We start from the raw sequence: 21,414 nt of genomic DNA, 5'->3' as shown, positions 1-21,414 counted from the left end.
GAATAATTCAATGAAGCGAGAAGAAACCATAACAGAACCAGACGTAGTTTTGATTGGCGGAGGAATCATGAGTGCGACTCTGGCCGTGTTGCTGCGGCAGTTAGATCCCAATCTGGAAATTCAGATTATTGAAGCGTTGGCAGAGGTGGCCAAAGAGAGCTCAAATCCTTGGAATAATGCCGGCACCGGGCACGCAGCTCTTTGTGAGTTGAACTACACCAGCGAGCGTGAGGACGGTTCGGTTGATATTTCGAAGGCTCTGAAGATTAACGAATCTTTCGAGCATTCCCGACAGTTCTGGGCCACTCTGGTCGAAACCGGCATTCTAGGCGACCCCGGGGAGTTCATCACCCCCGTCCCGCACATGAGTTTCGTTCGTGGGGAAGATAACTGCCGGTATCTACGGCGCCGCTATGAAACGATGAGCGGTCACCATTTCTTCGAGGGAATGCATTTCTCGGAAGACCGATCCAAAATTGCGGAATGGGCTCCTCTTCTTTTGCAAGGGCGGCAGGACGATACTCCTATGGCGGTGACCCGAGCGGAGGCTGGTACGGATGTCAATTTTGGTGCCCTGACCGGTGCTCTGGTGCGCTACTTGGAGAATTCGCCCAAGGTGAAAATTGCGACCAACCACCAGGTGCGCGATCTGAAGCGGGCCAAAGATGGACGCTGGCACATGACGGTTCGCAACATGGGCAAAAAGATCAACCGCAGCGTAATTTCGCCCTTCGTCTTTGTCGGGGCGGGAGGGGCTTCGCTGCAACTTCTGCAAAAGTCGGGGATCCCCGAGGGGAAAGGTTATGGTGGCTTTCCCGTCAGCGGACAGTTCCTGGTCTGTAGTAATCCCGAGGTCGTGGAAAAGCATCACGCCAAGGTGTATGGCAAGGCGGCGGTTGGTTCTCCGCCCATGTCGGTGCCGCATTTGGATACGAGAATCATCGAGGGGAAACGCTCGATTCTTTTTGGTCCCTACGCAGGTTTTTCTCCGAAGTTTTTGAAATCGGGATCTTATTTTGATCTTCCGAGCTCGGTAAAACTGAACAACCTGCGTCCGCTTCTGGCCGTCGGGAAGAACAACATGGATCTCACCCGCTATCTCATCAATCAGGTGAGGCAGAGTGAAGAGGATCGCTTGAATGCCCTGCGAGAATTCTTCCCCGGAGCCGAAGGCAAGGACTGGACCCTTCGCACCGCGGGTCAGCGCGTCCAGATCATCAAGCAGGATGAGAACGGCAAAGGAGTGTTGGAGTTTGGAACGGAAATCGTGGCTGCTGCCGACGGATCGATTGCCGCTCTTCTCGGTGCTTCGCCCGGCGCCTCAACCGCCGTATCGACTATGTTTGATGTTCTCGAAAAGTGCTTCGCGGCCCGGATGGAGGAGTGGAAACCCAAGCTCAAAGAGTTGGTTCCCAGTTACGGGATAGATCTGAGAAACGACCCCGCCATCTTCAGTCGCTTGCGGGAACGTTCGAACGCAATGTTGAAATTAAAAGAGCGGGCAGAAGCGGCTGCCTGAATCATCGCCTCGGTGGAGAGGAACGGCGCCTTTTCCTCAGGCGAGCTCGAGCGGAAAGTAGCGAGAGCTTCCAGCTCTCGATCGTAGTTCGAGTATCCAGTGAGGTTCAGGCAACGAAATCGCTATCGCGCTTCCGCTCCACCATCTGGAAATTTTGAGGAGGAATGGCGAGAGCCATTTCTCAGGATGTCCCACTACAGAATGATATGCGGCGTTTGCGTGATTTCCGTTCAGCTTCGATTCGACTCGATCCAGCGCAGGGCGGTTTCGCAGTCGGATTGGATGACGTCCTTCAATTCGTCTAAATCGGCGAATTTTCGTTCGGGGCGAATAAAGCGTATCCATTCGGATACGACGTCGTCTCCGTAGTCGGCGCTGCACTCTTCGAGAGAGTGAATTTCGAGTCGGGGGACGGTGGAGTTTTCCATCGTCGGGCGGAGTCCAAAGTTGGCGATGCCGAAGCGGCTTTCGCTGCGGGGGCTGTTGCGTAGGCGGTAGCGCACGAGATAGACCCCAAACTGGGGGAGGATGTCGGCTTCGACGGGAAGGTTGAGGGTCGGGAAGCCGATGGTGCGGCCGAGTCTTTTGCCTTCCTGAACGGTCCCGATCGAGTGATAGGGGCGTCCAAGGAGATGGTTTACTTCTTCGATCGGTCGGTCGGGCAGGATGCCGCGGATGCGCGTACTGCTGATCGGATCGCCGTCGAGATGGATCCGTTCGCAGCTGAAAACGGAGACTCCGCAATTCTTCAATTTGTCGACGAGGAGAGACGGGGCACCGGTACGGCCTTTGCCGAACCGGAAGTTTTCGCCGACGGAAACGCTAGCCAGGGAGGGAACGATTTCTCGGATCCAACTCACGAATTTTTCGGCGGTATGACCGGCAAACTCCGCGGTGAATTTCTGGATGAGACAAAGATCGAGTCCCATTTCGCGGAGGAGTTCTTCTTTCACCTCGGGAGGATAGATTTGCGGGGTTGGGGAGTCGGGGCGAAACAGGTGGCTGGGGTGTGGGTCGAAGGTGAGGATCCCGCAGAGGCTGCCGTCGAGTTCCGCCGCCTGGATGGCCGAATGGATGACGGCCTGGTGTCCAATGTGCAGGCCATCGAACATGCCAATGGCGAGATGGACGGGGCGCTTCAGCGAACGGAGTTCGGAAAATTCAGGAGTGCGCAATGTCTTCATGAGCTTCTCTCTTGGGAGGAGGGATGGCTTGGCGATGGATTGAGGAGGGATAACCGTCGCGCGTGTTCCCCGGCCGATTCAATTTTTAATTGGAGATTGGGAAGGGGGAGGCAGTTGGTGACCCGCTCGGGCCATTCGACAAGAAGCAGCCACGGTTCTTCGAGAATGTCTTCAATCAGAAGTGAGTCGTATTCTTCGGGGCCCGAAAGGCGGTAGGCATCGAGATGGACGAGTTGGCCGCGGGGCGATGAATAGGTGAGAAAGTAATTATAGGTCGGACTCTTCACCGTGGTCGTCACGCCCCATCCTGCGGCGATCCCTTTAGAAAGGGTGGTTTTTCCGTTTCCCAAGTTTCCGGAAATGGAGACCGTTTGGTTGGGGGCGAGGGTGCGGCCCATCCACTCCCCAATGGCAAGGGTCTCGGCTTCGCCGGTGAGAAGGAGGCCTTTCTCCAATTCTTTCCAGTCAGGGTTCATCGCTGAATACGGAAGTGTTCAAATCCTTCGCCCTCGAAAAGATTGCCTCCATCGAGGCCGACGACTTTTGAGGGGGCGGAACCGTTGGGCGGCGGAGCGCTGCAAAGGGATCCCATGGCGGTAAGGGGGTGGTTGAATTGCTTTCTCCAGGCGGCCTCAAACTCCTGAGGATCGATCCCCGGCCGGGTGATGAAAAGGAGTTCGTAGTCCTCTCCGTCGGTAAAGGCGTGAAGCACTGCCGGTTTGCCGGAGTCTTGGGCAGCGGCTCTGGCGGCGTCTGAGACAGGAACGAGAGAAAGGTCAATCCGCGCCTGAAGACCGTCGGGGATCATTTTGGGCAGGTCTTGGCTGAGGCCGTCCGTGATGTCCATCATGGCGAGAATCTCCGGTCGGGCGGCCAGCCATTGGCCTTCGGACAAGCGAGGCTGAAAATCGAGATGGTGTCCAAGGATGCTGCCCCCGAGAGAACCGCTGGCCCATATCCATGCGCCGTCGGCTCCTCCAGTGCGCAGAACGGGCTGATCGGCCTCTCCGAGCAGGGTTAAAGTCGCTCCAAAGGATCCGGGTTCGGCTTGGGATACGTCGCCTCCGTTGATCTCGCAGCCGTATTGCTGAGCGCATTCGGCCATTCCCGTGAAAAACTCGGAGAGCCATTTCAGCGATAGGTCAGCGCCGCAAGAGAGGGCAAGAACCGCGTGCAGGGGATGGCCACCCATTGCGGCAATATCGCTAAGATTGCGTTTGAGCAGCTTCGCACCGGCTTGGGACGCAGACGCGGTTTCGTCGAAGTGACGTTTCCAAACCAGACTGTCATTTGTGAGGAGGAGATGCTTGCGCTTGGGAGGTGGAAGGATCGCAGTGTCATCCCCCATACCCCGCGGGTAAGGTGGGTTGGCCGCCCCCAGCCACTCCTGAATAAAACGCAGGAGTTGCTTTTCGCCAATATGGTCGAGCCGGTCGACGGCGCTCTCGGTGAATGGAAACACTGAGAGAAGGCTCTCGATTTGCAGCCGCTGCGTCAAGTGCAGGGGAAAGTAGGGCCGCAGCTTCAGCTGCGCCCGACGCCTCGAGTTGAAAATAGTCGAGACTTACCATTCAAAACTCTCCGGGTTAGTTGTTCTCGAGCACTCTAGTGCGTATCCTCTCGCGAGGACCGCACGACTGAAATCATGCACGAACGGTGGACGCTCAAAGTAGCGAGAGCTTCCAGCTCTCGATCGTTGGGTCTGGCATCTGTAGAGCCGCAGGCATCGAAATCGCTCTCGCGCTTCCGCTACACCATCAGGAAATTCGGAGAGGAACGGCGATAGCCGTTTCTTCAAACGCTGCTGAGCGGAAAGTAGCGAGAGCTTCCAGCTCTCGATCGTTGGGTCTGGCATCTGTAGAGCCGCAGGCATCGAAATCGCTCTCGCGCTTCCGCTACACTTTCAGGAAATTCGGAGAGGAACGGCGATAGCCGTTTCTTCAGGTGCGCTAGAGCCGAAAGTAGCGAGAGCTTCCAGCTCTCGATCGCTGGTCTAGCATCCGTAGATGCGCGGGCATCGAAATTGCTCTCGCGCTTCCGCTACACCATCAGGAAATTCGGAGAGGGACGGCGATACCCGTTTCTTCAGGTGTGCTAGAGCTGAAAGTAGCGAGAGCTTCCAGCTCTCAATCGTTGGTCTGGCATCCGTAGAGCCGCAGGCATCGAGATCGCTCTCGCGCTTCCGTTACACCATTCGGAAATTTGGAGAAAGGAGAGGGTATACCCCTCACGGCAAGAAAATCAGATTCAAATAGGAGAAGAGGTTGAAGAAGAGGTGAAAGAGGATGGGGGTCCGGATGTCGTGGGTGTCCTCGTAGATTTTGGCGAGGAGGAGGCCCATGAAGACTAGGGGGAGAAAGCTGTGGAGGCTGGCGTGGAGGAGGGCGAAGAGGACGGAGCTGAAGATGAGTGCGAAACGAGCGGACCATCGATTGCGGAGAAAGCGGTAGAGGAAAGCGCGAAAGACCAGTTCTTCAGAGATTGGTGCAGTGATCACGACCATGATCCCCATGATGATGAGAAAGGGCGCAGAGTCGGAGTCGGCGATCCATTGAGCGGCGATTTGAGGTTGGGGAGAGACGTCGAATCCGAGGCTTTTGAGAGCGAAGAGAATGCCGGCCCAAAGCATTCCGACGAGCCATATGGTCGGAATGTAGCGGAGGAAGAGGTGTCCGGCGTGGAGAAAAACATTTTTTTCGGAAACGCCTTCGTGTCGAAAGAAGCTCATCAGGGACCATCCGCGCATGTGCACGGCGGAAAGAATGATGGCGACGAGGCCGGTTTGCATGATCAGCGTCGCGCCGATGGACTGGACCTGCTCGTTTTCTTCGTTTCCAGGAAGAATGAGGTTTGTCAGGCTCTGCCCGAGAACGGGGGCGAAGAGGATGACGATGACCAACAGCCATAGGTAGCCGAGGAAGGAAAGCAGGGAGATGTCCCAACGCTCCCAGGGTTGGTTGGGATCGTAGGGGCTTCGAATCGGTCGGGAATAGGACGCAATGGCCCCGAAAAGGGCCGCGGTAAAGAGAATGGCGTTGCCGGTGCTAATCGATAGTTCGGGATCCATAGCGGAAAATCGTTAGTCGAGAAAACGGTTGGCGGAACCCGGTTCGGGAAGCGGGCAGGATTCGTCGCGCCCGAACCAGCGATGGCGGTTCGCGGCGATGAGACGATAGCCCCAGTCTGTACAGAACCGGGGGAGGACTGAAAAAATGAGGAGAACTTTGGCCGAGGTCTTGAGTCGGCGAAGGACGCGGAAGATTGCCTCACTGCGTCCGTGCAATCCATCTTCGTCGAGGAGAATCACGGTGTCCTGTTCTCGGAGAGGATGCTCGGTTGGGATTTTCTCCGCGGCGGTATTCGACTCGAGTCCGGCAAAGCTGAACACGGCCGCTGGGTCGTGACGAATGATCCAACGAATGGATCGAATGCAGAAGAGACAGCTTGCGTCGAAAAAGAGGATTGGGAGCGCGCTGGAAGGTTTGTCGTCCAGATCAGAGCCCGTGTTGGCGGGCTCTCCGTTCATTCCTCTTCGCCGACGACGCGGCCGTTTTCGTAGACGATACTCCCGGCGACGATGGTTGTATCGGCCCGTCCTTTCAGGGGGACGTCGAGCCAAGGAGAGTTGAAGCTCTTGCTCTTGAACTCTTCTCGGGAGGGAACCCATTCGCGTTCGGGGTCGAAGATGAGAACATCTGCATCGACGCCGTCGGCGAGTGTCCCGCCCGGGATGTTCATCAATCGGGCCGGCTTGGAGGTCATCAGATCGATCACTTGCGGAAGCGAGAATCCCGAGCCGCGATGCAGGGTTTCAAGACAGATGGGGAGCGAGGTCTCGAGGCCAACGATCCCGAAGGGGGCGATGTCGAGCTCCACGTCCTTCTCATACTCGCGGTGTGGTGCGTGGTCCGTGGCAATGCAGTCGAGAGTGCCGTCGCGAAGACCTTCAATGAGAGCCAGCCGATGGGACTCCGATCGGAGGGGCGGGTTCATCTTGAAGAAGGGATCGTAGCCACCGAGATATTTGTCGGTGAGCGTAATGTGGTGCGGGCTCGCCTCACCACTGACCCGGATGCCCTTCTTCTTAGCCTGGCGTAGCAGCTCAACTGAATCAGCCGAGGAGACGTGCTGCATGTGGATGTGCGCTCCCGTGAGCTCGGAAAGAATGATGTTGCGGGCGACAATGATGTCTTCGGCCGCAGCGGGCCATCCTTTGAGGCCGAGACGCAAGGACCACTCGCCTTCGTGCATGACGGAGCCTTCGGTCAGGGCGCTGTCTTGGCAGTGGTCCATAACCGGGAGGTCGAACATCTTCGAGTAGGTGGCAACCTGGCGCATGAGCGCGTTGTTCTGCACGCACTTGCCGTCGTCGGTTACGGCGACGACCCCTGCTTTTTTCAGGGAGCCGATGGGGGCCAGATCCTTCCCCTCCATATTGCGGGTCAGGCAACCGGTCGGGTAGACGCGGATGACAGCCTTTTTGGCAACGGAGTCATTGATGTGCTGAATGGTGCCGGCGTTGTCGCAAGTCGGCGACGTATTCGGCATGCAGATGACCGAGGTAAAGCCGCCGGCGGCTGCAGACATGGTTCCGGTGCGGATGTCTTCCTTGTGGGTCTGGCCGGGGTCGCGAAAGTGAACGTGGATGTCGACGAGTCCGGGGCAGACAACTTTTCCTGACGCGTCGATGACCCGGGCTTCGTCTTCGGAGAACGATCCAGAGATCTTGCCGTCGCGAATGTAGAGGTCGCCGACTTCGTCCCGACCGGATTCAGGGTCGATGATGCGACCGCCGCGGATGATAAGATTTTCGGAACTCATAGGGATTCTTTCCGTTTCTGCCACTCGTTGGCGCTGGCGCAGAGATAGAGGACAGCCATGCGAACGGCGATGCCGTTGGTGACTTGATCAAGGATGACGGAGCGATCGGAGTCTGCCAGGTCGGAGTCGACTTCGACCCCGCGGTTAATAGGACCGGGGTGCATGATGATCGCGTCGGGCTTGAGCCAGGACGAACGTTCCTGATTGAGGCCAAACATGCTGGTGTACTCGCCCAGAGACGGGAAGTGCATCTGAGATTGGCGCTCGTGCTGAATGCGGAGGAGCATCACGGCGTCGGCATCAGTCAGGGCCGAGCGTAGGTCGTGGCTGACCTCTGCTCCCATGGACATGAAGGTTTCCGGAACGAGGGTCGATGGCCCGACGACAGTCACGTGGGCGCCGAGCTTGCGGAGGGCCCAAATGTTGGACCGGGCCACCCGGCTGAAGAGTATATCTCCGAGAATGGCGACCTTGCGTCCGCGGAGGTCGCCGATCTTTTCCCGGAGGGTGAAGCAGTCGAGGAGAGCTTGCGTCGGGTGCTCATGGGCGCCGTCTCCGGCGTTGATGATCGGGATGTCGACCACTTGGCTCAGGTAGTGCGGGGACCCGGCCGAAGAGTGGCGAATGACAATCATGTCGGCCTTGAGCGCTTCGATGTTCTGAGCCGTATCGCGTAGGGTTTCGCCTTTGACGATGCTGCTTGAAGATCCCGAGACGGTGAGAACGTCGGCACTGAGCCGGTTGGCCGCCACTTCAAAGGCCACACGGGTGCGGGTGCTTGGCTCGAGGAAGAGATTGGCGATCACCTTCCCGCGCAGCGAAGGGAGCTTTTTGTTCTTACGGTCGAAGGTCCTCTTAAAGGAAACGGCTGTATCGAGGATGAAGGTCAGCTCCTCCGGGGAGAGGTTCTCGATCCCGATCAGGTTTCGGCGAGTCCATTCAAATTCAGTCTTCATCGCGGCAGTAGTTGGATTTGGTGACCGATCGGATCCTCCTCGTCGATGTGCACTTTGAGGATGCGGTCCTGGGGGACGGTGATGGTGTCTGCCAAAAAGTCAGGCTGGAAGGGCAGCTTGCGCCCGCCGCGATCGAGGAGCACGGCGAGAAGGATCTTGGCAGGACGGCCGAGGTCGAAGATCTCGTTGATGGCCGCCCGGATCGTACGACCGGAGGCGATCACATCGTCAACGATGATCAGCGTTTTCCCATCAATATTGACCGGGATGTCGGTCGGGTGGGCGACGATGGGAATCGGGCGGCTGCCGATATCATCGCGGTGGAAGGAGGTCTCCACGATCCCGTACCCGAGTGCGATTCCCGTCTGCTTTTCGAGGAGTCGGCGCAAGAGGTTCCCCAAGTCGATCCCGCCATTGGCGATGCTGAGAATGACGGTGTCACGGTCGACTTCGCCACTTTCGATGATGCGATCAGCGAGGGTCGAGATGAGGGAAAAGACTTCCTCGCCCCGGAAAACGTTCTCCGGCGAAGGTTCTACGTCTGGTGCGTTACTCTCCATATACGGCAGCGGTGATGCGGGCGATGGCTTCCTCTTCGGTCACGCGCTCCTGTTCGCAGGTGTCGCGGTCGCGGATGGTGACGAGATTATCCTTTTCCAAGGTGTCGAAGTCTACGGTCAGGCAGAACGGAGTTCCGATTTCGTCCTGGCGACGGTAGCGGCGCCCAATGGCTCCGGATGCGTCGTAGAAGACGGGGAAACGGCGTTGCAGTTTCTCGTAGAGGCCCCGGGCACGTTCGACGAGCTCCGGCTTGTTCTTCACGAGAGGGAGAATGGCGGCCTTGACGGGAGCCATCCGCGGATGGAACTTGAGGACCGTGCGCTTGTCGCCCCCAATTTCGTCGATCTCGTACGCTGAGCAGAGAACGGCGAGGAAAATGCGGTCGACCCCGACAGAGGGTTCGATGACGTGAGGGATGTACTTTTCCTTACGGGCTTCGTCGAAATATTCCATCGATTTGCCTGAGTGCTCCTGGTGTTGGGTAAGGTCGAAGTTGCCGCGAGCGGCGATCCCCCAAAGCTCCTGGACGCCGAACGGATAACGAAAGGTCAGGTCCGTGCAGGCTCTCGAGTAGTGAGCGAGCTTGTCTTCGGGATGGACGTCTTCGCCGATCAGTTCCGGACGGAGACCGATGGATTGAAGCCATTCTTTGCACCAGTTGATCCACTCACGGTGTACGGTTTTCCACTCTTCCTCGTCGGGAGAGATGAAGTATTCGAGCTCCATTTGTTCGAACTCGCGGGAGCGGAAAATGAAATTGCGCGGGGTGATCTCATTCCGAAAAGCCCGACCCACCTGGGCGATTCCGAAAGGAACCTTGACCCGGCCGGTATCGACCACGTTGCGGAACTCCGCGAAGATCCCTTGAGCCGTTTCGGGCCGCAGGTAAGCGACAGAGGACTCGTTGCGGATGGCCCCGACGTTCGTTTCGAACATCAGATTAAAATCGCGGGGTGGCGTGAGGCTCCCCGGTTTGCCGGTCGCAGGGGAGGGGATCAATTCGTATTCTGAAGGGTCGGCCTCGTCGTAAGACTTGAGCTCGACGGGAGAAAGTTCTCCCTGTTTACCGAGCTTCCGTTTCATCTCGGCGGCCTTCTTGTTGGCCTCGTCCTCCATCGATGCGTCCTCCATCACCGAGACGTATCCGATCGTTTCTCCCTCGACGATGACGGGGGCGAAGAACAATTGATCGGCCCGGTAGCGCATTTTCGACTCCTTGCAGTCGACCATCGGATCCGAGAAGCCGTCGACGTGACCAGAGGCCTGCCAGACTTTGGGGTGCATGATGATCGAGCAGTCCACCCCGACAACGTCGTCGCGGCGATGGACCATATCCTGCCACCAAGCATCCTTGATATTTTTGCGCAGTTCGACGCCCAAGGGGCCATAATCGAAAAAGCCGTTGATTCCTCCGTAGATCTCGGAGGATTGGAAGACAAAGCCCCTTCGGCGGCACAGGCCGATCACTTCGTCCATCGTCACAGTTTTCGGGGCGGTAGATTGTTCTTCTGACATAGAGGTTCTCATAAAGGTGGAATCCGGCGGCGGCATCAAGCCCTCGCTTTGCGGTTTTTGGCTTTCTCGGTGGAGAATGGACGGATTCTTTCGGATTTTGTAAAGAAACCGCTGGCATGTAGTGGGTCTGATCGGTAAAAGTCACGATTCTAGCTGATGCTCATTCTGTGCGACATACATGGCGTCTAAGAACGATAAAGACCCCAAACCGGTAAATTCTCCGGCCGAACGTGAAGTCTTCATTCATGATTTGAAGAACATCATGACTGGGGCTTTGGGCCATCTTTCGCTGGCTCGGCGGAGGGCTCCGAGGGATCCGGTGCTCACGGATTCACTGAGTGCAGTGGAGAATATTTTGCGCGGAGCCTGCTCGATGGCGGAGAAAGCGATTCGCCCGGTCGAGTCGTCCGTCCCTCAGGATTTATCCGTTCTCGATGTCTTGAGCGCTTCGGTGGGGATCTGCGTGCCGCCCGAGGGATATTCCCTAAACCTCACCTACGGAGAGAATTTGCCGATGGTGAGAGCCCAATTGAGTAAGTTGCAGCAGTTATTTAATAATCTGCTCACCAACTCGGTTCACGCTATGGAGAAGGGCGGGAAGATCAGCATTCACCTCGAGCAGGAACTGCCTGCCCGCCGTGAGGATGATCCAAAAATCCTGCGAGTCCGCGTGATCGATACCGGCGAGGGGATACCCGAAGAATTACAGGATAAGATTTTCGAGGATGGCTTTTCGACCCGTGAGGGAGGCACCGGGCTGGGCCTCGCCTCAGCGCGCGACTGGCTTGAGCAGATCGGGGGCGAGATTCTCCTCGAAGACGATTCGAGTGGGCGTACTTGTTTTGTCGTACGGTTGCCCGGCATCGACGAGGTGGATCCGCGGACCCGTCCAGCGGTCCCGGTCGTGAAAGGCTCTTCTGGCCGGGCTTTGGTTCTCGATGACGACGACATGGTCTTGCAGATTGTCGAGGAAATGCTGAGCCACCTGGGATGGGATGTGGTCACTTCCAACAATGGAACCGAGACGGTCGAGAAATATCGAACTGCAAAGGAAGAAGGAAATCCCTTCCAGTTTGTTATTCTCGATTTGAATATGCCGAAGGGAATTAGCGGACCAGAGGCGGCGGAAATTATTCGCGAGTACGATCCTGATGCCCGTCTTTATATTAGTTCCGGGCAGACAACGACGATCGTCAATGACCCCGCCGAATACGGTTTCTCCGGCAGTTTGAAAAAGCCTTATACCCTGGACGAATTGTCCCGAATCGTCGCGGGCTAATTTTTTCAGAGAACTCCATTCGCAGAACGGATGGACTTCCGCAGGAACATTCCTTTACTTCGCTGCATGTTTTCCACAGAAGAAATCAAACGCCGCATTCCTCACCGCCCCCCATTTCTCTTCATCGATGAAGTGGTCGAGATCGAGGAGGGTCGGCTCGTCGCTGAGCGGAGCATTCGGGAGGACGAACTTCATTTCGAAGGGCATTATCCTGGCAATCCGATTATGCCCGGAGTTTTGATCTGTGAGGCCGCCTTCCAAGCAGCGGCGGTCCTTTTGGTGAACCGCCTTGAGGCCCAAGGCGAAGAGATCGGCGGACGGACTCCGGTCCTCTCCCGAATTTCGGATGCTCGCTTTAAAGCAATGGTGAAGCCTGGAGATCAGATCAAAATCATCGTAACCCACAAGGAAACCATCTCCCGCTTTGAGTTCCTCGACGCCGTGATCGAAAAAGACGGCCGCAAGGCGGCAACCCTGTCGTTTGCCTTGGCACTGATCGCAGAGTAGTCGGGTCGGGGAGGCTGTAGCCGGTAGCGCTCAGCCTTGCGGAGAAAGAACGGCGATAGCCGTTTCTACAAAAGCTAGAGCCGAAAGTAGCGAGAGCTTCCAGCTCTCGATCGTTGGATCGGGCATCCGTTGAGCGCAGATATCGAAATCGCTATCGCGCTTCCGCTACACTTGCTGGGAGTTCGGAGAGGAACGGCGATAGCCGTTTCTACACAATACTGGCACCCTGATGCCAGTAAATCCACGCCCGGGGAAATCTTCCCAGATCGCGAGGATCTGCGTTGCAATAAGGTCTCAGTTGAGTAAAAATTAAGGTTTTTCCATGCAAGATAAACCCAAGAGTCTCTTTGAAAAAGTCTGGGAAGCGCACGAAGTCGGCAAGCTGTCCGACGGGCGTTCCCAGCTTTTTATCGGCACCCATTTGATCCACGAGGTCACCAGTCCCCAGGCCTTCGGCATGCTGCGTGACTTGAACCTCCCGGTTCGTTACCCGCAGCGCACGTTTGCCACGGTCGACCACATTGTTCCGACCGACGAGTCGCACGAGCCCTATTCGGATGGGCTGGCGGATGCGATGATCAAGGAACTACGGAAAAACTGTAAGGAGAACGACATCACCTTCTTCGACACGGATACCGGGAAGCAGGGGATCGTTCACATCATCGGACCAGAGCAGGGGATTACCCAGCCGGGAATGACCATTGCCTGTGGCGATTCGCACACTTCGACGCACGGAGCGTTTGGGGCCATTGCCTTCGGGATTGGAACCAGTCAGGTCCGCGACGTCCTCGCGACTCAGACTTTGGCGATGTCGAAGCTCAAAGTCCGCCGGATCAACGTTGACGGGGAGCTTGCGCCGGGCGTCTACGCCAAGGATGTCGTCCTGCACATCATTCGCACCTTGGGGGTGAACGGAGGAATCGGCTACGCCTACGAATTTGGCGGTGAGGTTTTTGACAACTTCACTCAGGAAGAGCGGATGACGGTCTGCAACATGTCCATCGAAGGCGGCGCGCGTTGCGGCTATGTCAATCCAGACGAGACGACCTTCGAATACTTGAAGGGTCGCAATTACGCTCCGACAAATTGGGACGAAGCGGTCGAAAAGTGGAGAGGTCTCCGCTCGGATCCGGACTGCGAGTACGACGATGTCGTCAACATTCGTGGCGAGGACATCCTTCCGACCGTGACTTGGGGAATCACCCCGGGACAGGCGGTATTCATCGACCAAAGCATTCCTCATCCGTCGGAACTGCCGGAAAAGGACCGCGCCACCGCCGAGGAAGCCCTCGAGCACATGGCGTTGGAGCCCGGCAAGCCGATCATCGGAACCCCGATTGACGTTGCCTTCCTCGGTAGCTGCACAAACGGACGCCTCTCCGACCTCCAGGAAGCCGCGCGCTACCTCAAGGGGCGCAAGGTGGCCAAGAGTGTGAAGGCTATTGTCGTGCCGGGATCGCAAGTCGTCGCGCAGATCGCCGAGCAGCAAGGATTGGATAAGATCTTCACCGAAGCCGGTTTTGAATGGCGTGGTGCGGGTTGCTCCATGTGTCTGGCCATGAATCCGGATAAGCTCGTCGGCAATCAGCTTTGTGCCAGCTCGAGTAACCGTAACTTCAAGGGCCGCCAAGGCAGCATCTCGGGCCGGACCATGCTCATGAGCCCGCTGATGGTGATTGCCGCTGCGGTGACCGGAGAAATCTCTGACGCCCGCGAAGTATTTGAAATTGGCCGCACGGCCGCCTGAGGAGGATAGAGAACCATGGCATTGGAAAAAATTACTGAAGTCGTCGGCACCGGTGTTCCGGTAATGGGCGACGATATCGATACGGACCGCATCATCCCGGCGCGCTTCATGAAGTGCGTCACCTTTGACGGGCTCGGTGAGTTTGCGTTCTTCGACGTCCGCTTCAACGAGGCCGACGGGTCTCCGAAAGACCACCCGCTCAATGAGGAGCGCTTTGCGAAAGCGAGCATCCTCGTCTCGGGTGAGAATTTCGGGTGCGGGAGTTCGCGTGAGCACGCGCCACAATCTCTCTACCGATATGGTTTTCGGGGGATTTTGGCTCAGAGCTTTGCGGAGATTTTCTTTGGCAATTCAATCACGCTCGGCATGCCCTGCATGACCCTGCCGCGGAAAGATCTGGATGAAATCGCTGCGACGCTCAAGGCGGATGCGACGACTGAGATCCGCCTCGACGTCCCGAACCGCAAGGTATTCGTGGGCGAAAAAGAATACGATGCACAGATTCCTGAGACTGCCCGCGAAGGGTTGATCGAAGGACGCTGGGATCCGATCGCCGAGCTGCTCGAATCCTCTGAGCAGGTCGACCAGGTCGCTGGAAGTCTTCATTACGTATAAGTGATTCGCTTGCGTTAGGGTTTGTCTTCGAACGCGATCCTTCACTGAAAGAACGATTCAATGCTGACCTTTTTGCAAGATGCGGGCTGGTTCCTTTATCCGCTCGCGGCCTTTTCTTTTCTGGGGGGAGTGATCATTGTCGAACGACTGATCGCCCTCCGGAAATCGGCGGTCGTCCCCGGCTATCAACGTCAGGCCCTGTTTGACGGAAAGTTGCCGGAACTTCGGGAGAACGACCACTCCACGGCCGCCGAGTTGGTCCGTTTCTTCGCGCGCGTCTCCCCGGATCCCGAGACCTTTCAGGCCTTTGCTCGATTGCAGGTCAACCGCCTCGAGCGCGGCCTGTTCATTCTCGATTTTGTCGTCAGTGGGGCGCCGTTGGTCGGCCTGTTGGGGACGGTGACCGGATTGGTCAGTGTCTTTGCCACCTTTGCCGATCAGCCGGGTATCCCGGATCCGGAGGAGTTTGTGGCCGGGATTTCGCTGGCTCTAACGACCACGATTCTTGGGCTGGCGATTGCCATTCCCGCTCTGGTGGCCTCTGCCTATTTCAATCGGAAGGTCGATAACCATGCGGCTCGCTTGGAAGTAGTGGTCGAACATTTGGTCGCGCGTTCACGGCGGGCCTCGGAGTCATGACGCTTCGTTCCCGGACCCGCAAGCGCAGGGCCGAGATCAACATCGTCCCTCTCGTGGACGTCCTCATGGTCCTCATCTTTTTCTTTCTGATGACCATGCAGTTTCGGGAGCCGAAAGTGCTCAACCTCGAGCTTCCCTCCATCGAAACCGCAGGCAGCTCCGAGTCGCGGGGAGACCTCCGCCTCATCGTCGACGAGAACGGAGACCTCTTCCTCAACGAGCAGTCCATTAGCGCCGACGGCCTCCAGAAGGCCCTGTCAGTGGCCGGGGAAGCCAATCCCGATCGCAAAGTCCTCCTCGCCGTCCATGAAGATACTCCGGTCAAGACGCTGACCCAAGTCATGGACTGGTCCCGCAAGGCTGGTCTCAGCGCCATCCGTATCCAGTCCCGCGAAGCGGCCGACGGTGCCGCGGTGGACGGTGATCGGTAGTCGGTGGACGGTGGTCGGTGTTCAGTCGACGGTGATCGGAGGACGGTGGACGGTTGCCGGTAGACGGTGAGTCGGAGCGCGGAGTTCATTTCGGTCCGTTGGGTATGAAGGAGCCTTGCGTTTTGTTTTGGCGGGTTCCCGGTAGGGCATGGCCTTCAGCCTTGCCCACGGATGCTCTGGGACGAATCCTTGATTCTGGATGCAGCATTCGGAGATGAAGTTTCTCATCGTCACTCCCACTCGGTAACAGTCCGATTGAGTGGAATTCTACATGGGGGTCTTGAGGTTCCTTCGATAGCTCTGAGTTGCTATGTTTGGGCGCGCTATTTATTGCACTGCGTCGAAGCATCGGATTTCGTTTCGGCGGGCCCCGGTGGGCGCTGAAGCGACCCACCTACAGTTGGGGCCTGGGCCTTCAGCCTTGCCCGGTCTATTCGAGTCTCCTGTTCGACCTGCCTGCGCTTTCGACTGTTGCATTGACTCTCGCCCTTCTCCGAGGCCAGCTTCTTTGCTGATGATTGCGACTTCTACGAGCAGAATATTTCTCCTGACTGCGGGATGCTGGGGTGTGGTTTCTTCGCTGTCCGCCCAGAACTATTTTTTGGAGGATCTTTCTCTCTCGACGGTTCTCTCCTTTGAATCGCGTTACATTTTTCGGGGAGAGGAGCTGGGCAAAGAGTCGTTTCAGCCGAGTTTGGAAGCTGGACATCCTTTGGGGCCAGGGGACCTATATGGGGGCGTTTGGGCGAGTCAGGACATCAGTGGTGAGCCTTCTGACGAAGTTAATTTTTACGCGGGTTATAGTCTGCCCCTGACGCCGATTTTTGCTCTGTCGGGTGGGCTTACTTATTATTGGTTCCCCGATGATGGATCCGTTCCCAGCGAAGAGGAAGAGCCTTTCCTTGGAATCATTGCGGATCTTCCGCTGCGGCCCGCTGCTTTCGTCTATTACAATTTTGCCCTCGAGCAGATTTTGGTGGAGCTCTCGGTAGGAGAGCAGTTTCGCCTTGCGGAGAAGAGTTCGTTGCAGACGGGATTCAAGGGCGGGTTGGCCCAGGCTAATGATGCCAATAGCGATCAGGCTCCCGGAAAACCGGAGAATTCCTACGGCTACTTCCAAGTCTACGTTGATTTGGTCTATGAGTTTAACGAGGTGTCTTCTGCTTCGCTCGGAGCCCGTTATTCGGGTCGCGAGGACAGTGGCTATACGGATTACCTTTATTGGGGGGCTTCGGTGTCCTTTGGGTTCTGAGGTGAAGTCGAAGGGTCGCTTAAGCGCCCTTTGCTGTCACTCGGACGATGGATGGGGGTCGGTTCTGCGAAGCCAAACAATCGGAGAGGGCTGACGCACTGGCTGGGCGCTGAAGCAACCCAGCTACGTGGGGCATGGCTTGAATGACACTAGTTTCAGGGGTTCCTCTTCAAAAGTCGCCAATGTCAAAATTTCCCCGCTAAAATCCTTAAATTGGCCATTTGGCCATGGCTTCAGCCTTGCGCGGATACGGCCAAGGCGGCATCGGCTGGAGAAAACATTGCGATTCGTCAATCGCTTCGCCGTTTTTGAGGTGGGCGCTGAAGCAACCCAGCTACTTCAAAAAAAAGGCACCCTCGAGAGGGTGCCTTTTCGGAAATTGAATGGAAACTTCGTTCGCTTAGCGGCGTCCGCGGCGGAACTTGTTTTGGAACTTCTCAACGCGTCCGGCGGTGTCGACGAAGCGTTTCTCACCGGTGAAGACCGGGTGGGAATCGGAAGTGATGTCGCAAATGATCATCTTGTACTCGACGCCGTCGATATCTTCGCGGCGGTCAGCTTTGACGGTCGAGTGGGTCATGAAGCGGTTTCCGGTGGACACGTCGACGAAGCATGTCGGAGTGTAGTCGGGATGGATATCTTTTTTCATCTCGGGAAAATGTTTGGGTTCCGAATCAGCCTTGGCGGGCTTTGAAGCGCGGATTGGTCTTGCAGATGACGTAGATCCGGCCACGACGGCGCACGACTTGGCAGTCAGGGTGACGGTGTTTGAGCGACTTGATGGAAGAGACGACTTTCATGACGAAAAAGAGAGGAGAATGAGCTTTTTGGGGGACCTGTCAACCGATTTTCCCCAACTTCTTTTCACAAAATCGGATTTTATGGGAGAATGCTCGCTCAGTTCCATCCGATGCGATCCTCGCCCAAGTTTCCTTTCAACTTGGAAATGAGTTCGAGTTCGCGAATTTCGTTCCGGAGGTATTCGAAGAGAATTTCGTAGCGCTTCTGGACGACCAAGGTTTGTAGCAACTGCAGTTTCTTGTCCGTTTGGGGGATTAGGGAGTGGGAAACTACATCGGCCAGGATTTCAGGATCATCGATTTTCTCGAAAAACCGGAGGATTTCCTTCGAAATTTTGCTTCCGAGCTCAGAACGGCGTTGAACGAGCGCGTTGAGGTGGTTGGCGTGCTTCTCGAGTTCGAGGGGGCTGGCACCGGGTTCGCTGTGAACAGGCTGAATGGAGAAAATGCGAAATGGATCTTCTTGGTAGGTCGTCTCGGCGGTCACCCGCATCAATCCCTGCACGAGGATAGAGGAGGTGCCATCGGGGTTCTTCTGACTGGATTGCACCAAGCCGAGAGTGGCAGACGGATGGTAGGGCTCAAAGGTGTCTTCGTGGCGGGCCCGTTCCTGATCTTGGGTCGCCAGAATCATGAGGCTGTCTCCCTCGAGCACTTGGGCCAGCATTTTGCGGTAGCGAGGCTCGAAGATGAACAGCGGGATCGTGGCCTGTGGAAACAGGACCACGTTGGGAAGCGTCATCCCCGGAACGGTGTCCGGTAGTGAATAAGGAATTTCCGAGTCCATGGATGACAGTTTAATGAGTTTCGGCTGATGAGCAAATCGGTGAAGCGGTGGCTCCGGTGGGGTAGCCGTTTTTAACTGCGCCATCCCCGTTTGGCTCTCGGCGGTCCTCCTGCGGTTGCGAAAGGTGAGGCCGCGCAGCGAAAGCTGAGCGGGTGCGGGAAATCTGCTTTTTGGGGTCGCCCGACTGAATTCATGCGAGAGCGCTGGCTGCCCAAAGTAGCAAGAGCTTCCAGCTCTCGATTTGCGGCACAGGCTGGCAGCCTGTGGTACTTTTGTTGCGCCTATGCGTTGCCTCTCAGTTCCGTCGCTGTCTTTTCAGGGAAAAATTAGTTTCGTTTCCTCTATTGAGTTCGGAAAGGTGAAGCCGCGCAGCGAAAGCTGAGCAGGTACGGGAAATCTGCTTTTGGGGATCGCCCAACTCAAGTCATGCGAGAGCGTTGGCTGCCCAAAGTAGCGAGAGCTTCCAGCTCTCGATTTGCGGCACAGGCTGGCAGCCTGTGGTACTTTTGCTGTGTCTCTCCGTCGCCTATCAGCTTTCCCAGGCGTAGGGGCTCATCAACGACTTGTCGGGACGGTCGGTCTCGGCGTAGTAGACGGCCATACGGAAGTAGGGGAGAAGGACTGGATTGATTTCCGGGTCTTTCGCGCGGGACTCTTCGAATAGGACCTCCGGGGCGCGACCGCTGAGTTCGTAGATCTCACGCACTCCGGCGTTGAGGAGAGCGCGCACGGCGTCCACCTTCATTCCGGGGATCTGCATCAGAGGCGCGTTCAGCGCCTCGTAATCGACCTTCTTTTTCTTTCTGGCCGGCTCAGGCGGCATCCTGTTTCCGGTCTTCCCGCTTTTTCCGCTTCAGGGTTGGGCGTTTTTTGCCTTCGACGACAGCCCGGTTGATGACGACTTCGGCAATGTTTTGATCGTCTGGAATCTGGTACATCACTTCGAGCATCAGCTTCTCGAGAATGGAACGGAGGCTGCGGGCACCAGTGCCGAGTTCGATCGCCTGTTCGGCAATCGCGCCAATGGCGTCGCGGGTGAACCGCAGGCCAGCTCCATCCATCGACAGCAGTTTCGAATACTGCTGGATGAGGGAATTCTTGGTATTGAGGAGGATGTGCTCCAAATCTTCACGGGTCAGCTCGCGCAGAACGGAAACCACGGGAAGGCGACCGATAAACTCGGGAATGAGGCCATATTGAACCAAATCTTCGGGTTCCACATGACGGAGGATTTCCTCTTCTTCCTCGGGAGAGATCGTTTTCTTGCCCGATTGGGGAAGAGCGGCGGAGCCCGGGGTGAATCCGACGAACTTCTTCGCCGAGCGACGCATGATCATCTTGTCGAGTCCGACGAAAGCCCCTCCGCAGATGAAGAGGATCTTCGAGGTGTCGACCTGGATGTATTCCTGATTCGGGTGCTTGCGGCCCCCTTGTGGTGGCACATTGCAGACGGTTCCCTCGAGAATCTTGAGGAGAGCCTGTTGCACTCCTTCTCCAGAGACGTCGCGGGTGATCGAGACGTTATCGGTTTTACGGCCGATCTTGTCGATTTCGTCCACGTAGATGATGCCGCATTCAGCTTTCTTCGGATCGAAGTCGGCCGATTGGAGGAGGCGGAGGATGATGTTCTCCACGTCATCTCCAACGTAACCAGCCTCGGTCAAGGTCGTGGCGTCGGCGATGGCGAAGGGGACGTCGAGCATGTTGGCCAGTGTGCGGGCGAGGAAGGTCTTCCCGCTGCCCGTGGGGCCGATGAGGAGAACGTTGCTCTTCTCAATCTCGATATCCGAGAACTTGTCGCTGAACGAGTTCTCGTTGGTGTCGTCGCCCTGCAACCGCTTGTAGTGGTTGTAAACGGCGACGGAGAGGGTCTTTTTGGCGTCGTCCTGACCGATGATGTGCTTGTCGAGTCGGCCTTTGATCTCGGAAGGGCGGAGGAGGTTGAACTGCTGCTCCTTTCCCTCGGGCTTCTTGACTTCTTCACCCAGCTCCCGGTCGATGATCGTCTTGCAGACGTTCACACAGGAGTCGCAGATGTAGACTCCGGCAGGGCCGGCGATCATTTTCTGCACTTCATTCTGCGATTTCCCGCAGAACGAGCAAAAGGTCATCTTGGTCGGTTTAGCCATTAAGATTTCTCGGTGTCGGCTTCTTTAGTGCTGGCGATTACGTGATCGACAAGGCCGTATTCCTTGGCATCGGGCGCCGAGAGATAGAAGTCCCGGTCCGAGTCCTTTTCGATGCGCTCGACCTTTTGGCCGGTGTGCTTGGCGAGGACCTCGTTGAGGGTCTTTTTCCAGCGAAGGATTTCCTTGGCGGCAATCGAGATGTCGGCGGTTTGTCCACCGGCGCCTCCGGAAGGTTGGTGCATCATCAGGCGGCTGTTGGGCAGAGCGAAACGCTTGCCCTTGGTGCCGGCTGCGACGAGGACGGTAGCCATGCTGGCGGCGAGTCCGACGCAGTAGGTGACGACGTCACACTTCACGAAGTTGATGGTGTCGTAGATCGCCATGCCGTCGGTCACGCTCCCGCCGGGAGAGTTCACGTAGATGTGGATCTCCTTTTTCGGGTCTTCCATTTGCAGGAAGAGGAGCTGGGCAATCACCGCATTCGCGACGTAATCATTGATCGGCGTGCCGATGAAGATGATCCGGTCGCGGAGGAGGCGGCTGTAGATGTCCCAGGCTCGCTCATTGCGGCCTTCGCGTTCGTAGACGTAGGGAAGTGGTAAATAGCTCACTTTTTCTTATTGGTTTTAAAGGTTTACGGTGTCCCTCTAATCAACCGCGAGGAAGGGCGAT

The 21,414-nt window shown here is 56.8% G+C and carries 24 protein-coding genes; 8 read left to right on the top strand and 16 right to left on the bottom strand.

Translation table 11 applies throughout. The features are described 5' to 3' along the window. The first annotated feature begins 10 nt into the window (after window positions 1-10). On the top strand, window positions 11-1,519 hold the full coding sequence (mqo, locus tag H5P30_RS19945; RefSeq protein ID WP_185694680.1) for a malate dehydrogenase (quinone): 1,509 nt from the start codon (window positions 11-13) through the stop codon (window positions 1,517-1,519). Between the two features lie 230 nt (window positions 1,520-1,749). Here the strand turns inward: mqo and ribF are convergent, their stop codons facing one another. From ribF to H5P30_RS19900, 9 genes are all read right to left on the bottom strand, one after another. Next, on the bottom strand, window positions 1,750-2,703 hold the full coding sequence (gene ribF / locus H5P30_RS19940; RefSeq protein WP_185694679.1) for a riboflavin biosynthesis protein RibF: 954 nt from the start codon (window positions 2,701-2,703) through the stop codon (window positions 1,750-1,752). Beyond that, window positions 2,700-3,179, bottom strand: a complete 480-nt coding sequence (gene tsaE / locus H5P30_RS19935; protein ID WP_185694678.1) for a tRNA (adenosine(37)-N6)-threonylcarbamoyltransferase complex ATPase subunit type 1 TsaE — start codon at window positions 3,177-3,179, stop codon at window positions 2,700-2,702. The genes ribF and tsaE overlap by 4 nt, the downstream gene beginning before the upstream one ends. After that, window positions 3,176-4,165, bottom strand: coding sequence for an AIR synthase related protein (locus tag H5P30_RS19930; protein ID WP_185694677.1), 990 nt, complete (start codon window positions 4,163-4,165; stop codon window positions 3,176-3,178). The genes tsaE and H5P30_RS19930 overlap by 4 nt, the downstream gene beginning before the upstream one ends. A 765-nt stretch (window positions 4,166-4,930) precedes the next feature. Next, a complete protein-coding gene (locus H5P30_RS19925) occupies window positions 4,931-5,770 on the bottom strand; it encodes a CPBP family intramembrane glutamic endopeptidase (RefSeq protein ID WP_185694676.1) in 840 nt (279 codons plus the stop codon). A gap of 12 nt (window positions 5,771-5,782) precedes the next feature. Continuing rightward, the gene (locus H5P30_RS19920; protein WP_185694675.1) at window positions 5,783-6,229 is read right to left on the bottom strand and encodes a thiol-disulfide oxidoreductase DCC family protein; all 447 of its coding nucleotides are present in this window, start codon (window positions 6,227-6,229) and stop codon (window positions 5,783-5,785) included. Next, a complete protein-coding gene (locus H5P30_RS19915) occupies window positions 6,226-7,524 on the bottom strand; it encodes a dihydroorotase (RefSeq protein ID WP_185694674.1) in 1,299 nt (432 codons plus the stop codon). The genes H5P30_RS19920 and H5P30_RS19915 overlap by 4 nt, the downstream gene beginning before the upstream one ends. Next, the gene (locus tag H5P30_RS19910) at window positions 7,521-8,480 is read right to left on the bottom strand and encodes an aspartate carbamoyltransferase catalytic subunit (RefSeq protein WP_185694673.1); all 960 of its coding nucleotides are present in this window, start codon (window positions 8,478-8,480) and stop codon (window positions 7,521-7,523) included. The genes H5P30_RS19915 and H5P30_RS19910 overlap by 4 nt, the downstream gene beginning before the upstream one ends. Beyond that, entirely contained in the window at window positions 8,477-9,040 is a 564-nt protein-coding gene (gene pyrR, locus H5P30_RS19905) for a bifunctional pyr operon transcriptional regulator/uracil phosphoribosyltransferase PyrR (RefSeq protein WP_185694672.1), read from the bottom strand. Before pyrR ends, H5P30_RS19910 begins: the two co-directional genes overlap by 4 nt. Continuing rightward, complete coding sequence (locus tag H5P30_RS19900; protein WP_185694671.1) at window positions 9,030-10,556, bottom strand: glycine--tRNA ligase; 1,527 nt, start codon at window positions 10,554-10,556, stop codon at window positions 9,030-9,032. Before H5P30_RS19900 ends, pyrR begins: the two co-directional genes overlap by 11 nt. A 178-nt stretch (window positions 10,557-10,734) precedes the next feature. On the opposite strand from H5P30_RS19900, the gene H5P30_RS19895 reads away from it, so the two are divergent. From H5P30_RS19895 to H5P30_RS19870, 6 genes are all read left to right on the top strand, one after another. Further along, complete coding sequence (locus H5P30_RS19895; RefSeq protein ID WP_185694670.1) at window positions 10,735-11,835, top strand: ATP-binding protein; 1,101 nt, start codon at window positions 10,735-10,737, stop codon at window positions 11,833-11,835. Between the two features lie 66 nt (window positions 11,836-11,901). Further along, window positions 11,902-12,342: a 3-hydroxyacyl-ACP dehydratase FabZ family protein gene (locus tag H5P30_RS19890; RefSeq protein WP_185694669.1), complete on the top strand. Its 441-nt coding sequence runs from the start codon at window positions 11,902-11,904 to the stop codon at window positions 12,340-12,342. A gap of 322 nt (window positions 12,343-12,664) precedes the next feature. Continuing rightward, entirely contained in the window at window positions 12,665-14,089 is a 1,425-nt protein-coding gene (leuC, locus tag H5P30_RS19885; protein ID WP_185694668.1) for a 3-isopropylmalate dehydratase large subunit, read from the top strand. Between the two features lie 15 nt (window positions 14,090-14,104). After that, entirely contained in the window at window positions 14,105-14,704 is a 600-nt protein-coding gene (gene leuD, locus H5P30_RS19880; RefSeq protein WP_185694667.1) for a 3-isopropylmalate dehydratase small subunit, read from the top strand. A gap of 60 nt (window positions 14,705-14,764) precedes the next feature. Further along, on the top strand, window positions 14,765-15,343 hold the full coding sequence (locus tag H5P30_RS19875) for a MotA/TolQ/ExbB proton channel family protein (RefSeq protein WP_185694666.1): 579 nt from the start codon (window positions 14,765-14,767) through the stop codon (window positions 15,341-15,343). Beyond that, window positions 15,340-15,774, top strand: a complete 435-nt coding sequence (locus tag H5P30_RS19870; protein WP_185694665.1) for an ExbD/TolR family protein — start codon at window positions 15,340-15,342, stop codon at window positions 15,772-15,774. Before H5P30_RS19875 ends, H5P30_RS19870 begins: the two co-directional genes overlap by 4 nt. 21 nt (window positions 15,775-15,795) lie before the next feature. Here the strand turns inward: H5P30_RS19870 and H5P30_RS19865 are convergent, their stop codons facing one another. Further along, window positions 15,796-16,002 (bottom strand): hypothetical protein, encoded by a 207-nt coding sequence (locus H5P30_RS19865; RefSeq protein WP_185694664.1) that lies wholly within the window; start codon window positions 16,000-16,002, stop codon window positions 15,796-15,798. 286 nt (window positions 16,003-16,288) lie between these two features. Here H5P30_RS19865 and H5P30_RS19860 point away from each other — a divergent pair, with 286 nt between their 5' ends. Then, entirely contained in the window at window positions 16,289-17,026 is a 738-nt protein-coding gene (locus tag H5P30_RS19860) for a TorF family putative porin (protein ID WP_185694663.1), read from the top strand. 400 nt (window positions 17,027-17,426) lie between these two features. Here H5P30_RS19860 and H5P30_RS19855 read toward each other — a convergent pair whose 3' ends face one another. The 6 genes from H5P30_RS19855 to H5P30_RS19830 form a co-directional block, all read right to left on the bottom strand. Next, complete coding sequence (locus H5P30_RS19855) at window positions 17,427-17,675, bottom strand: type B 50S ribosomal protein L31 (RefSeq protein WP_185694662.1); 249 nt, start codon at window positions 17,673-17,675, stop codon at window positions 17,427-17,429. 25 nt (window positions 17,676-17,700) lie between these two features. Further along, window positions 17,701-17,826 carry a type B 50S ribosomal protein L36 gene (gene ykgO, locus H5P30_RS19850; RefSeq protein ID WP_185694661.1) on the bottom strand — a complete coding sequence of 42 codons (126 nt, stop codon included), beginning with the start codon at window positions 17,824-17,826 and terminating at the stop codon, window positions 17,701-17,703. Window positions 17,827-17,923: 97 nt separating this feature from the next. Beyond that, window positions 17,924-18,613, bottom strand: coding sequence for an LON peptidase substrate-binding domain-containing protein (locus H5P30_RS19845; protein WP_185694660.1), 690 nt, complete (start codon window positions 18,611-18,613; stop codon window positions 17,924-17,926). A gap of 529 nt (window positions 18,614-19,142) precedes the next feature. Further along, window positions 19,143-19,436: a hypothetical protein gene (locus H5P30_RS19840; RefSeq protein WP_185694659.1), complete on the bottom strand. Its 294-nt coding sequence runs from the start codon at window positions 19,434-19,436 to the stop codon at window positions 19,143-19,145. After that, a complete protein-coding gene (clpX, locus tag H5P30_RS19835; protein ID WP_185694658.1) occupies window positions 19,426-20,742 on the bottom strand; it encodes an ATP-dependent Clp protease ATP-binding subunit ClpX in 1,317 nt (438 codons plus the stop codon). Before clpX ends, H5P30_RS19840 begins: the two co-directional genes overlap by 11 nt. Continuing rightward, the gene (locus H5P30_RS19830) at window positions 20,742-21,353 is read right to left on the bottom strand and encodes an ATP-dependent Clp protease proteolytic subunit (protein WP_185694657.1); all 612 of its coding nucleotides are present in this window, start codon (window positions 21,351-21,353) and stop codon (window positions 20,742-20,744) included. Before H5P30_RS19830 ends, clpX begins: the two co-directional genes overlap by 1 nt. Window positions 21,354-21,414 lie beyond the last annotated feature (61 nt).

It is taken from the genome of Puniceicoccus vermicola (assembly GCF_014230055.1).
GTDB lineage: Bacteria > Verrucomicrobiota > Verrucomicrobiia > Opitutales > Puniceicoccaceae > Puniceicoccus > Puniceicoccus vermicola.
Note: the sequence above shows the minus strand (reverse complement) of the source record. Positions and strands in the feature narration are given on the sequence as shown.

Excerpts from the sequence above, each read along its gene's own strand:
- mqo (WP_185694680.1), top strand. The coding sequence starts at position 11 with ATGAAGCGAGAAGAAACCATAACAGAACCAGACGTAGTTTTGATTGGC.
- ribF (WP_185694679.1), bottom strand. The coding sequence starts at position 2,703 with ATGAAGACATTGCGCACTCCTGAATTTTCCGAACTCCGTTCGCTGAAG.
- tsaE (WP_185694678.1), bottom strand. The coding sequence starts at position 3,179 with ATGAACCCTGACTGGAAAGAATTGGAGAAAGGCCTCCTTCTCACCGGC.
- H5P30_RS19925 (WP_185694676.1), bottom strand. The coding sequence starts at position 5,770 with ATGGATCCCGAACTATCGATTAGCACCGGCAACGCCATTCTCTTTACC.
- H5P30_RS19920 (WP_185694675.1), bottom strand. The coding sequence starts at position 6,229 with ATGAACGGAGAGCCCGCCAACACGGGCTCTGATCTGGACGACAAACCT.
- H5P30_RS19915 (WP_185694674.1), bottom strand. The coding sequence starts at position 7,524 with ATGAGTTCCGAAAATCTTATCATCCGCGGCGGTCGCATCATCGACCCT.
- H5P30_RS19910 (WP_185694673.1), bottom strand. The coding sequence starts at position 8,480 with ATGAAGACTGAATTTGAATGGACTCGCCGAAACCTGATCGGGATCGAG.
- pyrR (WP_185694672.1), bottom strand. The coding sequence starts at position 9,040 with ATGGAGAGTAACGCACCAGACGTAGAACCTTCGCCGGAGAACGTTTTC.
- H5P30_RS19900 (WP_185694671.1), bottom strand. The coding sequence starts at position 10,556 with ATGTCAGAAGAACAATCTACCGCCCCGAAAACTGTGACGATGGACGAA.
- H5P30_RS19895 (WP_185694670.1), top strand. The coding sequence starts at position 10,735 with ATGGCGTCTAAGAACGATAAAGACCCCAAACCGGTAAATTCTCCGGCC.
- H5P30_RS19890 (WP_185694669.1), top strand. The coding sequence starts at position 11,902 with ATGTTTTCCACAGAAGAAATCAAACGCCGCATTCCTCACCGCCCCCCA.
- leuC (WP_185694668.1), top strand. The coding sequence starts at position 12,665 with ATGCAAGATAAACCCAAGAGTCTCTTTGAAAAAGTCTGGGAAGCGCAC.
- leuD (WP_185694667.1), top strand. The coding sequence starts at position 14,105 with ATGGCATTGGAAAAAATTACTGAAGTCGTCGGCACCGGTGTTCCGGTA.
- H5P30_RS19875 (WP_185694666.1), top strand. The coding sequence starts at position 14,765 with ATGCTGACCTTTTTGCAAGATGCGGGCTGGTTCCTTTATCCGCTCGCG.
- H5P30_RS19870 (WP_185694665.1), top strand. The coding sequence starts at position 15,340 with ATGACGCTTCGTTCCCGGACCCGCAAGCGCAGGGCCGAGATCAACATC.
- H5P30_RS19865 (WP_185694664.1), bottom strand. The coding sequence starts at position 16,002 with ATGAGAAACTTCATCTCCGAATGCTGCATCCAGAATCAAGGATTCGTC.
- H5P30_RS19860 (WP_185694663.1), top strand. The coding sequence starts at position 16,289 with ATGATTGCGACTTCTACGAGCAGAATATTTCTCCTGACTGCGGGATGC.
- H5P30_RS19855 (WP_185694662.1), bottom strand. The coding sequence starts at position 17,675 with ATGAAAAAAGATATCCATCCCGACTACACTCCGACATGCTTCGTCGAC.
- ykgO (WP_185694661.1), bottom strand. The coding sequence starts at position 17,826 with ATGAAAGTCGTCTCTTCCATCAAGTCGCTCAAACACCGTCACCCTGAC.
- H5P30_RS19845 (WP_185694660.1), bottom strand. The coding sequence starts at position 18,613 with ATGGACTCGGAAATTCCTTATTCACTACCGGACACCGTTCCGGGGATG.
- H5P30_RS19840 (WP_185694659.1), bottom strand. The coding sequence starts at position 19,436 with ATGCCGCCTGAGCCGGCCAGAAAGAAAAAGAAGGTCGATTACGAGGCG.
- clpX (WP_185694658.1), bottom strand. The coding sequence starts at position 20,742 with ATGGCTAAACCGACCAAGATGACCTTTTGCTCGTTCTGCGGGAAATCG.